The sequence below is a fragment of the Nonomuraea sp. NPDC050733 genome (assembly GCF_040654215.1).
Classification (GTDB): domain Bacteria; phylum Actinomycetota; class Actinomycetes; order Streptosporangiales; family Streptosporangiaceae; genus Nonomuraea.
This window is the reverse complement of record NZ_JBFAHO010000002.1, coordinates 262,292-274,237: the sequence shown is the minus strand read 5'-3', so window position 1 is coordinate 274,237 and position 11,946 is coordinate 262,292. Positions and strand designations below refer to the sequence as shown.

Sequence of the window (11,946 nt, the reverse complement as noted above, 5' to 3'; positions counted from 1 at the left end):
CGGCGTGATCCAATCGCCCGGGAGGACGTAATGGTGCAGGCCTACATCCTTATTCAGACCGAAGTCGGCAAGGCGGCGAGCGTGGCCGGCGAGATCTCCGGCATCCCCGGAGTCACGCAGGCCGAGGACGTGACGGGACCGTACGATGTGATCGTGCGAGCGGAGGCCCGCAACGTCGATGAGCTGGGCAAACTCGTCGTGGCCCAGATCCAGGGCGTCGAGGGGATCACACGGACCCTGACATGCCCGATCGTGCACATCTGAGGTAGATCTTTCCGGGAGAACTCGCCGTCCATGCGTGCCGCCGCCACAGCGCTCCTGCTGCTCGCGCTCGCCGCGTGCGGGGCCGTACAGGTCGAGCCGCCCACCCCGCAGGGCGAGGCGGTCTCGGCCTGCCAACGGTTGTCCGGGCTGCTGCCGCGCACGCTGGACGGCGCCGCGCACGGCACGTCCGTCCCCGAGTCGCCGTACGTGGCCGTCTGGGGTGAAGGGGAGATCGCGCTGCGCTGCGGCGTGCCGCGACCGGCCCGGATGGCGCCGACCGACCAGCTCCAGGAGATCAACGGGGTCGGCTGGTTCGCCGACCCCGACAAGCCCACCCTCTACACGGCCGTCGCGGCCCCTCTGTACGTGGAGGTGACGATCGCCGGGACGCACGGGGCCCCGCAGGTGCTCGCCGACCTCTCGGACCCGATCGGCCAGGTCACCTCGAAGCCCTGAGCGGTCAGCGCAGCCCGGCCGGCCGGTTCAGGGCGAGCTGGACGAGCCGGTCCACCAGCTCCGGATAGCTCATCCCGGAGGCGGCCCACAACTGCGGCGCCACCGACAGCGACGTGAACCCCGGCATCGTGTTGATCTCGTTGAAGACGATGCGGCCCTCGGGCGTGTAGAAGAAGTCCACCCGCGCGAGCCCCTCGCACTCCAGCGCCTCGAACGCCCGCACAGCCATCGCCCGCAGCTCCTCCGCCACCTCGCCCGGCAGGTCGGCGGGCACGGTCAGCGACATCTGGTCGGGGTAGTACTTGGCCTCGAAGTCGAAGAACTCCTGGCCGCCCTCGACCCTCACCTCGCCGGGCAGCGACGCCCGCGACGGCTCGTCACCGAGCGACTGGAGCACCGCGCACTCGATCTCGCGCCCCTCGACCGCCGCCTCGACCAGCACCTTGGGGTCGTGCCGCCGGGCCGCCTCCACCGCCTCGGCCAGCGTCGCCCGGTCGTGCGCCTTGGAGATGCCCTGCGACGAGCCGGCCCGCGCCGGCTTGACGAACACCGGCCAGCCGAGCAGCTCCTCGGCCTCCTTCAGCACCCGCTCGCGGTCGAGCCGCCAGTCGCGGTCGCGCACCACCACGTACCGCCCGACCGGCAGCCCGGCCGCGGCCATGACGGTCTTCATGTACGCCTTGTCCATGCCGACGGCGCTGGCCAGGACCCCGGAGCCGACGTACCGCACGCCGGCCATCTCCAGCAGCCCCTGGATCGTGCCGTCCTCGGCGAACGGCCCGTGCATCACCGGGAACACCACGTCCACCGTGCCCAGCTCGACCGGGATGCTGCCCGGGTCGTAGGCCACGAGCGAGCCCTGGCCGGGCGGCACGGCGAGCGCGGCGCCGGAGGTGTCGACGCTGGGCAGCTCGCCCTCCTCGATGGCGAACCGCTGGCCGGCCGCGGCGAGCACCCACCTGCCGTCCTGGGCGATCCCGACGGGGATCACCTCGTACTTGTCCTTGTCGATCGCCTCCAGCACGCTGCCCGCGCCCATCAGGGACACGGCGTGCTCGGAATTACGACCCCCGAAAACGACGGCGACACGTGGCTTGCTCATGACGTCCGAATCTACCGGCGTGTTCCCACCACAGCGAGCCAAGCACGCCGGTGTTGTCCGCAATGGTCAGACCCCGTAACGCTCAGGCTTCGGCGAACGGGACATCAGCAGCATGCCCGCCTCACTGGGCGACATGCCGTCGTGGACGACGCCCACGACGACCTCGGTGATCGGCATCTCGACGTCGTGCTTCCTGGCCAGCTCCAGCACCGACTCGCACGACTTGACGCCCTCGGCGGTCTGCTTGGTGGCGGCCACGACCTCCTCCAGCGTCATGCCGCGGCCCAGGCGCTCGCCGAACGTGCGGTTGCGCGACAGCGGCGAGGTGCAGGTCGCCACCAGGTCGCCCATGCCGGCCAGCCCGGCGAACGTGTGCGGGTCGGCCCCGAGCGCGGCACCCAGCCGCGAGATCTCCGCCAGGCCCCGGGTCATCAGCATGGCGGCGACGTTGTCGCCCATGCCCATGCCCACCGCGACGCCGACGGCCAGCGCGATGACGTTCTTGACCGCGCCGCCCAACTCCACGCCCACCACGTCGGTGTTGGTGTAGGGGCGGAACCACGGCGGCAGATGGCAGGCGCTCTGCAGGCGCGCGGCCACGCTCTCGTCGCTGCACGCCACGACGGTGGCGGCGGGCTGACGCTGGACGATCTCCTTGGCGAGGTTGGGGCCCGAGACGACCGCCACCCGCTCCTCGGGGACGCCCGCCACCTCGCGGATCACCTCGCTCATCCGCTTGGTGGTGCCCAGCTCGACGCCCTTCATCAGGCTGACCAGCACCGCGTCCGGCGGGATGTGCGCGCGCCAGGCGGCCAGGTTGGCGCGCAGCGTCTGCGACGGCACGGCGAGCACCACGAAGTCGGCCCCGTCCAGGGCCTCGGCCGGGTCGGTCGTCGCGCGCAGCGAGGCGGGCAGCGTCACGTCCGGCAGGTAGTCGAAGTTGGTGTGGGTACGGTCGATCGCCTCGACCAACTCCGGCCGCCGTCCCCACAGCGTGGTCCGGTTGCCCGCCTCGGCCAGGATCATGGCGAACGTGGTGCCCCACGAGCCGGTGCCGAACACCGCCGCCTTCGTCATCGGGTCACCGTCCGGCCGGGTCGTAGGGGGTTTCGGGCGCCTTCTCGCCGCGCAGCTCGGCGAGCTGCACGGTGATCGCCGCCATGATGTCGGCGGTCGCGTCGCGCAGCACCTGCCCGTGCGCCGGCTTCCCGGCGTACCGCGACAGGTCCACCGGCGGCCCCACCGACACGCGGAACGTCTTGCGCGGGAACAGCCTGGGCTTCTTCTCCCCGTACGGCAGCAGCTCGTGCGCCCCCCAGTGGGCCACGGGGATCACCGGGGCGCCGCTCTCCAGGGCCAGCCGGGCGGCGCCGGTCTTGCCCACCATCGGCCACAGGCCGGGGTCGCGGGTGCAGGTGCCCTCGGGGTAGAAGAAGATCGCACCGCCGTCGCGCAGCCGCTGCTCCGACGCCTCCAGCGACCTGGCCGCCTCGCTGCTTCCCCGCTCGACGGGGATCGCGCACAGGGAGCGCACGGCGTGGCCGAGCAGCGGCACCCGGAACAGCGCCGCCTTGGCCAGGATGACCGGCCAGCGTCCGTTGTTGTACAGGAAATGGGACAGCAGCACGGGGTCGGACCACGACAGGTGGTTGGCGGCGATGATGATGCCGCCCGCACGCGGGATCCGCTCCCCATGGCGCCAGTCATGCCGGACCAGGAGCAGCGACAGTGGCTTCACGATCACCACGGCCAGGGTCTCCCAGAAACGCGATGGTCGCGTGAGGCGCCTCATGCTCTCCTCCAACCCTCCAACACGAACGTATCGCGCCCCAAGTCTCCCGGTTGGCCGCGTGGGATGTCGAGGCGCGATGCTTAACCCTATGAGCAACCGCTGGTCACTGGTCATCCCGGTGAAGACGCTGGTCGCCGCGAAGACGCGGCTGGCCGCAGCGACCGGCCCGCATCGCACGCGGCTGGCCGTCGCCGTGGCCTGTGACACCGTGTCGGCCGCGCTGGCCTGCCCGGCCGTGGCCCGGGTGGTCGTCGTGACCGCCGATCCCGCCGCCGCGGGGCCGCTCGCCGCGCTGGGCGCGGACGTGGTGCACGACCCCGACCGCGGGCTCAACACCGCGCTGCGCACGGGCGCCGCCCACGCCGTACGCCTGGCCCCCGATGACCCCGTGGGAGCGCTGCAGGCGGATCTGCCCGCGCTGCGGCCCGCGGAGCTGGCCGTGGTGCTGGCCGCCGCGGCGGAGTTCGACCAGGCGTTCGTGCCCGACGCGCTGGACGTGGGCACCACCTTCTACGGCGTACGGGCCGGGCTGCCGTTCGCGCCCCGCTTCGGCGGGGAGTCACGGGCCAGGCACCTGGCGGGCGGGGCCAAGGAGCTGTGCCTCGACGGCGTCGACTCGGTGCGGCGCGACGTGGACACCCCCGACGACCTGCGCGCGGCGATCAGGCTGGGTCTCGGTCCGCACACCGCGGCCGTGGTCGCGGAGCTGTGGCCGTCCTGAGCCGGGGCGCGGTGACGACCGCCAGGTGGGAGAGGCCGAGCGCGGCGACGCCCGTGGCGAACACCGCGTGACCGCCCGCCCGCTCCCCCAGCGCCCCGCCGAGCAGCCCGCCCAGCGGCACGGCGCCCCACATGAGGAAGCGCATGGAGGCGTTGACGCGGCCCAGCAGGTGTCCCGGGGTGACGCGCTGCCGGTGGCTGAGCTGGGCGACGCCGAAGACCGAACTGGCCGCGCCGAACAGCGCCCCGGCCACGGGCAGGAACGCCAGGCGCCACCCGGGCCCGGTGGCCAGCGCGGGCAGGTAGAGCACCGTGGCCAGCGCCGCCGAGCCGTACAGGGTGGCGCCCGTGCCGAAGCGGGCGGTCAGCCGCGGCACCAGCGCCGCGCCGGCCAGCGCGCCGCAGGCGGAGGCGGACAGCAGCAGCCCGTACGCGCCCGGCCCGACCCCGAGCTCCTTGACCAGGTAGAGCGGGAAGCCGACCGAGCAGACGCTGTTGGCGGCCATGGCCAGCGCCCCGCCGGCGGCGACGCGGCGCAGCACCGGCTCACGGGCGACGAAGGCCAGGCCCTCGGCCATCTCCCGGCGCAGCCGCCGCCGTTCCCGTCGTAACGGCAGCTCCTCGGCCCGTACGCGGGACAGGAGCAGCGCGGAGACGAGGTAGCTGGCGGAGTCGGCGAGCAGGGCGACGGGCGCGGTCAGGACGTTGACGAGCCAGCCGCCCACGCCGGGGCCGGCCAGGAGGGAGACGTTGCGGGTGACCTCCAGGGCGCCGTTGCCGCGTTCGAGCCGGTCCTCGGGCACGACGGCGGGCAGCAGGCTCATGTGGGCCACGTCGAAGAACACCGTGCCGAACCCGACGACCAGCGCCACCACGTAGAGCTGCGGCAGGGTGAGTACGCCCGCCCAGGCCGCGAGCGGGACCGTGGCCAGCGCCAGGCCGCGCACGAGGTCGGACCGGACGAGGATGGGCCGCCGGCGCACGCGGTCCACCCAGACGCCGGCCGGCAGCCCCACGAGGAGGAAGGCGACCATCTGGGCGGCGGCCAGCAGCCCGAGCTCCAGGGCGCCGGCGTCCAGGGTGAGGACGGCGGCCAGGGGCAGGGCGACGGTGGTGACCTGCGTGCCCATCTGGGTCACCGCGTTCGCCCAGACGAAGCGCTGAAAGTCAGAGTTCGACCGCATAGGTGAAAACAGTTCCGTTCGGCGGCCCGGGCAAACGGATTAGGCTGGTACGCGTGCAGGCCACGGTGCGCACCTTCGACGAGGTCACCCGCTCCGGCACGGTCTTCCTCGACGACGGGACCGTGCTGCCCTTCGCCACGCACGCCTTCGACGCGGGCCCGCTGCTGCTGCTCCGCTCGGGTCAGCGAGTGCGGCTGGCGATGACGGACGGGGAGATCAGCTACGTCACGCTGTCCACGTTCCCCGTGCCGGAGCCTCCCGGGTGAGGAGGTCCGGGCAGAGGAACGCCCGGCCCCCGAGACAGGGACCGGGCGGGTACAACGTCGTTACTTCTTCTTCGCGGCCTTCTTGCCGCCGGCGTTCACCAGCTCCTTGAAGTCCGACCCGGGCCGGAACTTCGGTCCCCAGCTCTCCTGGACCTTGATCTCGGCGCCGGTCGACGGGTTCCTGGCCGAGCGTGCCGGCTTGTGGACCATCTCGAAGGCACCGAAGCCGGTGATCGAGACCTTGTCCCCACCGGCCACGGCCTTCTGGACGACGTCGATGATCGCGTTGACCGCCTCAGTCGCCGTCTTCCGGTCGCCGACCCGTTCTACTATGGCGTCAACGAGCTCTCGCTTGTTCATGTAAGTTGTGCTCCCCCCGTTACGGCTCGGGGTTCCAGCTAACGAAGTTCGACGTAGAAACCCCTTACACTCCCGAAACTAGGCCGGATTGCGGGCGAACTCAATCACCCGGCGTGCTTTCGGGTGCGCGTGGCGTGTCGAAATCGCCGTCCAGGGAGGCCAGGAGAAGGTCCAGACGGGCCGCAGCCCGTACCGGATCGTGCTTCGCGAGGTCGCAGATCGTCAGATATCTGCGCGCCAGCCGCTCTTTCCGGTCGGCGGGAAGCCCGGCCAGCACGGCGCTGACGCGGCGGTGCGCCTCGCGCAACCGCCGCGCCAGCTCGTCGTCCTCTAGACGGTCGTCGGCAGCCATGGCTGCCGCTCATTCTCGTACGCCGCCACGTCCTCGGCGTGCCGCAGGGTCAGGCCGATGTCGTCGAGCCCCTCCATGAGCCGCCAGCGGGTGTAGTCGTCGATCTCGAAGCCGACGGCCTCACCGGCCCAGCGGACCTCGCGGCCGTCCAGGTCGACCGTCACCTGGAGCGTCGGGTCGGCCTCCACCGCGGCCTGGAGCTCCTCCACCTTGTCGCCCGGCAGGATGACCGGCAGCAGGCCCATCTTGGTGGAGTTGTTGCGGAAGATGTCGCCGAACCGGGCGGCGATCACGACGCGGAAGCCGTACTGCTGCAGCGCCCACACGGCGTGCTCGCGCGAGGAGCCCGTGCCGAAGTCGGGGCCGGAGACGAGGATCGAGGCGCCCTGGTAGGCCGGGTCGTTGAGGACGAAGCCGGGGTCCTCGCGCCACGCGGCGAACAGGCCGTTCTCGAAGCCGGTGCGGCTGACCTGCTTGAGCCAGACGGCCGGGATGATCTGGTCGGTGTCGACGTTGCTGCGGCGCAGCGGCACCGCCGTACCGGTGTGGGTGGTGAACGCGTCCATGGTCGGGATCTCCTAGAGGTCGGCGGGAGCCGTCAGGCGGCCGGTGACGGCGGTCGCGGCGGCGACCTGCGGCGACACCAGATGGGTGCGGCCACCCTTGCCCTGGCGGCCCTCGAAGTTGCGGTTGGAGGTCGAGGCGCTGCGCTCGCCCGGCTGGAGCGTGTCGGGGTTCATGCCGAGGCACATGGAGCAGCCCGCCTCGCGCCACTCGGCGCCGGCGGCCTTGAACACCTCGTGCAGCCCCTCCTGCTCGGCCTGCAGCTTGACCAGCATCGAGCCGGGCACGATGAGGGTGCGCGTCCTCACCTGCCGGCCGCGCAGGATCTCGGCGGCCGAGCGGAGGTCCTCGATGCGGCCGTTGGTGCACGACCCGACGAACACGGTGTCGACCTCGATCTCGCGCAGCGGCGTGCCGGCGGTCAGCCCCATGTACTCCAGGGCGCGCTCGGCGGCGGAGCGCTCGATCGGGTCGGCGAAGCCCGCCGGGTCCGGGACGGACGCGTCCAGGGGCAGGCCCTGGCCGGGGTTCGTGCCCCAGGTGACGTACGGCGTGAGGGTCGAGGCGTCGATCTCCACGACTTTGTCGAACTCGGCGTCGTCGTCGGTGCGCAGCGACGTCCAGTACTCGACCGCCTGGTCCCACTGCTCGCCGGAGGGGGCGTGCGGGCGGCCCTTGAGGTAGGCGAACGTGGTCTCGTCCGGGGCGATCAGGCCCGCGCGGGCGCCGGCCTCGATGGACATGTTGCACACCGTCATCCGGCCCTCCATGGAGAGCTTGCGGATGGCCTCGCCGCGGTACTCGACGATGTAGCCCTGGCCGCCGCCGGTGCCGATCTTGGCGATGATGGCCAGGATCAGGTCCTTGGCGGTGACGCCGACGGGCAGCTCGGCGGAGACCTCGATGGCCATGGTCTTGGGCCGGTAGGCGGGCAGGGTCTGCGTGGCCAGCACGTGCTCGACCTCGGAGGTGCCGATGCCGAACGCGATGCCGCCGAACGCGCCGTGCGTGGAGGTGTGCGAGTCGCCGCAGACGATCGTCATGCCGGGCTGGGTCAGGCCGAACTGCGGGCCGATGATGTGCACCACGCCCTGGCCGGCGTCGCCCATGGGGTGCAGCCGGATGCCGAACTCGGCGGCGTTCTTGCGCAGCGTCTCGACCTGGGTCTTGGACACCGGGTCGGCGATCGGGCCGAGCACCGTGGGGACGTTGTGGTCCTCGGTGGCGATGGTGAGGTCGGGCCTGCGCACCTTGCGCCCGGCGAGCCGGAGCCCGTCGAACGCCTGCGGGCTGGTCACCTCGTGGATGAGGTGCAGGTCGATGTAGAGCAGGTCGGGCTCGCCGTCGGCGCGGCGCACGACGTGCTGCTCCCAGACCTTCTCCGCCAGTGTGCGGCCCATGATCTCCTCCTGCTTGTGGCGATGCTCCGCATCGCGGCTCGCCCCGACTTGCCTTCTCATATGTCGAGACGGCAGTATCGGCCTATGGACAACTCTAGCGGAGTCGGAGTACTCGACAAGGCCGTTCTGGTGCTCAATGCCCTCGAAGCCGGCCCGGCGTCGCTGGCACAGCTCGTTCAGGCCACCGGATTGGCCCGCCCCACCGCGCATCGGCTCGCCGTCGCGCTCGAACACCACCGCATTGTGAGCCGTGACACACAGGGCAGGTTCGTCCTGGGTCCGCGCCTCTCGGAGTTGTCCACGGCCGCCGGCGAGGACCGGCTGCTCGCGGTGGCCTCGCCGGTGCTGATGCACCTTCGGGATCTGACGGGCGAGAGCGCGCAGCTCTATCGCCGCCAGGGTGACGAGCGCGTGTGCGTGGCCGCCGCCGAACGCTCCAGCGGCCTGCGTGACACCGTGCCCGTGGGATCGGCGCTGCCCATGACGGCGGGCTCGGCGGCGCAGATCCTGCTGGCCTGGGAGGAGCCCGACCGGCTGCACCGCGGCCTGCGCGGCGCCAAGTTCACCGCCGCGACGCTCGCGTCGGTGCGGCGCCGGGGCTGGGCGCACAGCGTGGGCGAGCGCGAGCAGGGCGTGGCGAGCGTCTCGGCGCCCATAAGGGGCAGCGGCGGCAAGGTCATCGCCGCTGTGTCGGTCTCGGGCCCCATCGAGCGGCTCACCCGGGCCCCCGGGCGGCTGCACGCCGTACCCGTCATGGCCGCCGCCGAGCGGATCACCGAATCGATGCGCCGCACGTCATGATCAGCAAAAGCACGCATTTGGGGGGCCGAGTGCGCCGCTGGCGCACTAGCCTGAGTGCGTGACAGATCGCATCGAGGTAGCCGCCACTGAGCTGCGACCCCTGCTCGAAGAGTTCATCATGTGGGCACGGGTCAACGCGCCCGACAGCGACCCCGAGCTCGTCGGGCCCGCCGCCCTGTGGCACCGTCTCGCCTTCTCCAGCGACCTCGGCACGTGGAAGCGCCCTGACCTGCGCAACCTCCTGCTGGACCGCATGCCGAAGGTCGTGGAGGACCCCGACGCCGCGGCCGACGGGATGCTGCCGGCCGTGGACGCCTACCTCACCTTCCTCTCCGAGACCGGGAGGCTGACCCAGGGCTCCGACACCCTGGAGGGCCTGCGGGAGGAGCTCGACGACGTCGAGGACGAGTTCGTCGAGCTCATGGAGGAGCTCCTCGACGACTCCGAGGGCGGAGACGAGGACGAGGACGAGGAGACCAGCGATCTGGGAGACTTCGAGCCGTTCGCCGACGAGCTCGCCGCCCTGCCCACGATCCGGCTGCGGCCCGACTCCGAGCTGGCCGCCGCCGCCCGCGAGGTGCCGCTGATCGCCAAGGCCCGCGACCTGGCCCTGTGGGTCGGGTCGGGCCGCCGCGTCGGCGAGGACACCCTGCTGTCCGACGCCGAGGTCGAGGAGGCGCTGACCGCCGTCGGCCTGCCCAGGCCGGAGACCGAAGGCTCGCTCGCCGAGGCCGTTCCCCAGCTCTGGAACGTCTGGAACCTCGCCGTCGACCTGGAGTTCCTGGAGCCGGGCGAGGGCAACACGGTGGCGGTCCAGGACGACACGTCCGAGTGGCCGTTCGACGACGACGAGGACGTGCTCGACGCCTGGATGCTCGGCCTCCACTCCGTCGACTACGGCGACCCGGAGCTGCCCGACGACGACCTGACCATGGCCCTGTCGGGGCTCACCCGAGGCGTGCTGGTGCGGCTGCTGCTGGCCGGCGGCGCGCGCGAGCTCGACGGCCTGCGCCAGGAGCTGGCCGAGGCCGCGGCCGACCTGGACGAGCTGGGCGCCGACGCGTGGGAGGCGGCGGGCGACCCGCTGGCCCCGGCGATCGACTGGCTGACCGGCTACGGCATGGTCGCCCTCGACCCCGCCGAGGGCGCCGGTGGCACGCTCAGTCTGACGGCGCTCGGCACCGAGGGCGTCATCCACCTCGTGGACGACGCCGACGTCGAGATCGACGCGCGGCCCGCCATCGAGTCCATGAGCGCCCACGAGCTGCTCGCCCTCAGCGCCGAGCTGCCCGAGGAGGAGGCCGACGCCGAGTTCGCCGCCTGGATGCGGCTGCGCGAGCCGGCCAAGGCGGCCGAGGAGCTGCTCGACGCGGCGGCCGAGGACGAGAGTGACGCGCTCATCCGGGTCCAGGCCGCCAGCGTCGTGGGCACGCTCGGCGAGGCCGCGATCCCGGCCTGGGAGGCCGCGCTCAAGGAGCCGTCGCTGCGGCCGTACGCGGCCACGCACCTGAGCCAGCTCGAGATCGAGGGGGCGCCCGAGCCGACCGAGGACGACACCCACTGGCTGATCCTGGACATGTGGACCATCTCTGCCGGGCTGGGCCGGTCGGAGTTCGTCAGCAGCCTGCGCGACATCGGGCCGGAGCTGCTCAACAACCTCCTGGAAGTGATCTGGAAGATCCCGCACTCCCACGTGGAGGAGCTGCTGGACCTGATCTCCCAGGTGCATCCGGACAAGCAGGTCGCCAAGGCGGCCCGGCGGGCGCTGTTCAAGGCCCGCTCCAACGCCTCCTAGGCGCTTCTCCGCGTCCTACGCCTCCCAGGCGTTCCTCCGGGACCGGGCACCCCTCCTGGGGTTCCCGGTCCCGGTCCGCGTTCCCCCGTCTTGTGTACCGTCCTGCGCGCCGGCCAGGCATGCCGAGGAGGGCCCGAACGGCTCCCGGGCCGCGCGTGGGACAGCCCCTCGACCGCGTCCAGGCATTCGACGCCTCGCGGCCTTTCGGGCCGGAGCTTGCCGGCCGGGGCTTGCCGGCAAGGGCTTGCCGTCCGGAGCCTTCTGTCTGGGGCTTTCTGTCCGGGGCTTTCTGTCCGGGGCTTCGTCAGGCGAAGACGTCGTCGAGGGAGTCGGCGGTGACCGCTCGGCGGATCCACTCCTGGAGCTCGCCGAAGTCGGCCGGCCGGACATGCGGAAACGCCCCGGCGCAGTGCGCACGGGGCGTGGGTGAGAGAGAACGTAGTCCCGACCGGATTCGAACCGGCGCTACCGCCTTGAGAGGGCGGCGTCCTGGGCCACTAGACGACGGGACCTTCGCTTACTTGTGTGACTGTGGTAGTCCCGACCGGATTCGAACCGGCGCTACCGCCTTGAGAGGGCGGCGTCCTGGGCCACTAGACGACGGGACCGCGTCCCACAAGTGATCCGCCGGGCTGCCCCGGCGACGGACGTAACTCTACCGCACCCCGGAGACCACACCAAACTGCGATCACGCGCCGGTAGATCGCGGCATGGGGCCCGGTCCGCGCCCGCCCCGGTCCGCCAGCGCATCCGCGGGTGATCGGCGCGATCCGGGTCAACTGGCGCACCGCCGACCCGGTGTTCCTGGACGCGGCCAAGGAGGCGTACATGGCGGACGCGAGCGACGGCGAGTTCCTCGCGATGCTGAACGGGCTGCTGCCTGACGAGAG

Annotated in this window: 14 protein-coding genes and 2 tRNA genes; 6 read left to right on the top strand and 10 right to left on the bottom strand. The window is 72.0% G+C overall.

Features of this window, described 5'->3' with window-relative positions; translation table 11 throughout:
• Nucleotides 1-30 precede the first annotated feature (30 nt).
• Together AB0H64_RS04925 and AB0H64_RS04920 are read left to right on the top strand one after the other, a co-directional pair.
• Nucleotides 31-264 carry an Lrp/AsnC ligand binding domain-containing protein gene (locus tag AB0H64_RS04925; protein WP_310708796.1) on the top strand — a complete coding sequence of 78 codons (234 nt, stop codon included), beginning with the start codon at nt 31-33 and terminating at the stop codon, nt 262-264.
• A 30-nt stretch (nt 265-294) separates the two neighbouring features.
• Complete coding sequence (locus AB0H64_RS04920) at nt 295-720, top strand: DUF3515 domain-containing protein (RefSeq protein ID WP_357620180.1); 426 nt, start codon at nt 295-297, stop codon at nt 718-720.
• Between the two features lie 4 nt (nt 721-724).
• Here the strand turns inward: AB0H64_RS04920 and AB0H64_RS04915 are convergent, their stop codons facing one another.
• From AB0H64_RS04915 to AB0H64_RS04905, 3 genes are all read right to left on the bottom strand, one after another.
• Nucleotides 725-1,822: a D-alanine--D-alanine ligase family protein gene (locus AB0H64_RS04915; protein WP_357620178.1), complete on the bottom strand. Its 1,098-nt coding sequence runs from the start codon at nt 1,820-1,822 to the stop codon at nt 725-727.
• Nucleotides 1,823-1,888: 66 nt separating this feature from the next.
• Nucleotides 1,889-2,899, bottom strand: a complete 1,011-nt coding sequence (locus tag AB0H64_RS04910) for an NAD(P)H-dependent glycerol-3-phosphate dehydrogenase (RefSeq protein ID WP_357620176.1) — start codon at nt 2,897-2,899, stop codon at nt 1,889-1,891.
• Nucleotides 2,900-2,903: 4 nt separating this feature from the next.
• Nucleotides 2,904-3,614 carry a lysophospholipid acyltransferase family protein gene (locus AB0H64_RS04905; RefSeq protein ID WP_357620174.1) on the bottom strand — a complete coding sequence of 237 codons (711 nt, stop codon included), beginning with the start codon at nt 3,612-3,614 and terminating at the stop codon, nt 2,904-2,906.
• A gap of 88 nt (nt 3,615-3,702) precedes the next feature.
• On the opposite strand from AB0H64_RS04905, the gene cofC reads away from it, so the two are divergent.
• Nucleotides 3,703-4,335, top strand: coding sequence for a 2-phospho-L-lactate guanylyltransferase (cofC, locus tag AB0H64_RS04900; protein ID WP_357620172.1), 633 nt, complete (start codon nt 3,703-3,705; stop codon nt 4,333-4,335).
• Here the strand turns inward: cofC and AB0H64_RS04895 are convergent.
• Nucleotides 4,277-5,518 carry an MFS transporter gene (locus AB0H64_RS04895; RefSeq protein WP_357620170.1) on the bottom strand — a complete coding sequence of 414 codons (1,242 nt, stop codon included), beginning with the start codon at nt 5,516-5,518 and terminating at the stop codon, nt 4,277-4,279. The genes cofC and AB0H64_RS04895 overlap by 59 nt on opposite strands.
• Nucleotides 5,519-5,571: 53 nt before the next feature.
• On the opposite strand from AB0H64_RS04895, the gene AB0H64_RS04890 reads away from it, so the two are divergent.
• A complete protein-coding gene (locus AB0H64_RS04890; protein WP_310708788.1) occupies nt 5,572-5,784 on the top strand; it encodes a hypothetical protein in 213 nt (70 codons plus the stop codon).
• A 60-nt stretch (nt 5,785-5,844) separates the two neighbouring features.
• Here the strand turns inward: AB0H64_RS04890 and AB0H64_RS04885 are convergent, their stop codons facing one another.
• The 4 genes from AB0H64_RS04885 to leuC form a co-directional block, all read right to left on the bottom strand.
• Nucleotides 5,845-6,144, bottom strand: coding sequence for an HU family DNA-binding protein (locus AB0H64_RS04885; protein ID WP_310708787.1), 300 nt, complete (start codon nt 6,142-6,144; stop codon nt 5,845-5,847).
• Nucleotides 6,145-6,244: 100 nt separating this feature from the next.
• Nucleotides 6,245-6,496, bottom strand: coding sequence for a hypothetical protein (locus AB0H64_RS04880; RefSeq protein WP_357620167.1), 252 nt, complete (start codon nt 6,494-6,496; stop codon nt 6,245-6,247).
• Nucleotides 6,475-7,062 carry a 3-isopropylmalate dehydratase small subunit gene (leuD, locus tag AB0H64_RS04875; protein WP_357620165.1) on the bottom strand — a complete coding sequence of 196 codons (588 nt, stop codon included), beginning with the start codon at nt 7,060-7,062 and terminating at the stop codon, nt 6,475-6,477. The genes AB0H64_RS04880 and leuD overlap by 22 nt, the downstream gene beginning before the upstream one ends.
• Nucleotides 7,063-7,074: 12 nt before the next feature.
• Nucleotides 7,075-8,460 (bottom strand): 3-isopropylmalate dehydratase large subunit, encoded by a 1,386-nt coding sequence (gene leuC / locus AB0H64_RS04870; RefSeq protein ID WP_357620163.1) that lies wholly within the window; start codon nt 8,458-8,460, stop codon nt 7,075-7,077.
• Nucleotides 8,461-8,544: 84 nt separating this feature from the next.
• Here leuC and AB0H64_RS04865 point away from each other — a divergent pair, with 84 nt between their 5' ends.
• The gene (locus tag AB0H64_RS04865; RefSeq protein ID WP_310708783.1) at nt 8,545-9,261 is read left to right on the top strand and encodes an IclR family transcriptional regulator; all 717 of its coding nucleotides are present in this window, start codon (nt 8,545-8,547) and stop codon (nt 9,259-9,261) included.
• 58 nt (nt 9,262-9,319) lie between these two features.
• Nucleotides 9,320-11,056, top strand: coding sequence for a hypothetical protein (locus AB0H64_RS04860; RefSeq protein ID WP_357620161.1), 1,737 nt, complete (start codon nt 9,320-9,322; stop codon nt 11,054-11,056).
• 439 nt (nt 11,057-11,495) lie between these two features.
• Here AB0H64_RS04860 and AB0H64_RS04855 read toward each other — a convergent pair.
• Both AB0H64_RS04855 and AB0H64_RS04850 read right to left on the bottom strand, forming a co-directional pair.
• Nucleotides 11,496-11,568, bottom strand: a tRNA-Glu gene (locus AB0H64_RS04855).
• 20 nt (nt 11,569-11,588) lie between these two features.
• Nucleotides 11,589-11,664, bottom strand: a tRNA-Glu gene (locus AB0H64_RS04850).
• Nucleotides 11,665-11,946: the final 282 nt, after the last annotated feature.

What these genes read in the sequence shown, in the direction of transcription:
- AB0H64_RS04905 (WP_357620174.1), bottom strand. Translation starts at nt 3,614, where the DNA reads ATGAGGCGCCTCACGCGACCATCGCGTTTCTGGGAGACCCTGGCCGTG.
- AB0H64_RS04910 (WP_357620176.1), bottom strand. Translation starts at nt 2,899, where the DNA reads ATGACGAAGGCGGCGGTGTTCGGCACCGGCTCGTGGGGCACCACGTTC.
- leuC (WP_357620163.1), bottom strand. Translation starts at nt 8,460, where the DNA reads ATGGGCCGCACACTGGCGGAGAAGGTCTGGGAGCAGCACGTCGTGCGC.
- AB0H64_RS04915 (WP_357620178.1), bottom strand. Translation starts at nt 1,822, where the DNA reads ATGAGCAAGCCACGTGTCGCCGTCGTTTTCGGGGGTCGTAATTCCGAG.
- AB0H64_RS04885 (WP_310708787.1), bottom strand. Translation starts at nt 6,144, where the DNA reads ATGAACAAGCGAGAGCTCGTTGACGCCATAGTAGAACGGGTCGGCGAC.
- leuD (WP_357620165.1), bottom strand. Translation starts at nt 7,062, where the DNA reads ATGGACGCGTTCACCACCCACACCGGTACGGCGGTGCCGCTGCGCCGC.
- cofC (WP_357620172.1), top strand. Translation starts at nt 3,703, where the DNA reads ATGAGCAACCGCTGGTCACTGGTCATCCCGGTGAAGACGCTGGTCGCC.
- AB0H64_RS04880 (WP_357620167.1), bottom strand. Translation starts at nt 6,496, where the DNA reads ATGGCTGCCGACGACCGTCTAGAGGACGACGAGCTGGCGCGGCGGTTG.
- AB0H64_RS04895 (WP_357620170.1), bottom strand. Translation starts at nt 5,518, where the DNA reads ATGCGGTCGAACTCTGACTTTCAGCGCTTCGTCTGGGCGAACGCGGTG.
- AB0H64_RS04865 (WP_310708783.1), top strand. Translation starts at nt 8,545, where the DNA reads ATGGACAACTCTAGCGGAGTCGGAGTACTCGACAAGGCCGTTCTGGTG.
- AB0H64_RS04925 (WP_310708796.1), top strand. Translation starts at nt 31, where the DNA reads ATGGTGCAGGCCTACATCCTTATTCAGACCGAAGTCGGCAAGGCGGCG.
- AB0H64_RS04920 (WP_357620180.1), top strand. Translation starts at nt 295, where the DNA reads ATGCGTGCCGCCGCCACAGCGCTCCTGCTGCTCGCGCTCGCCGCGTGC.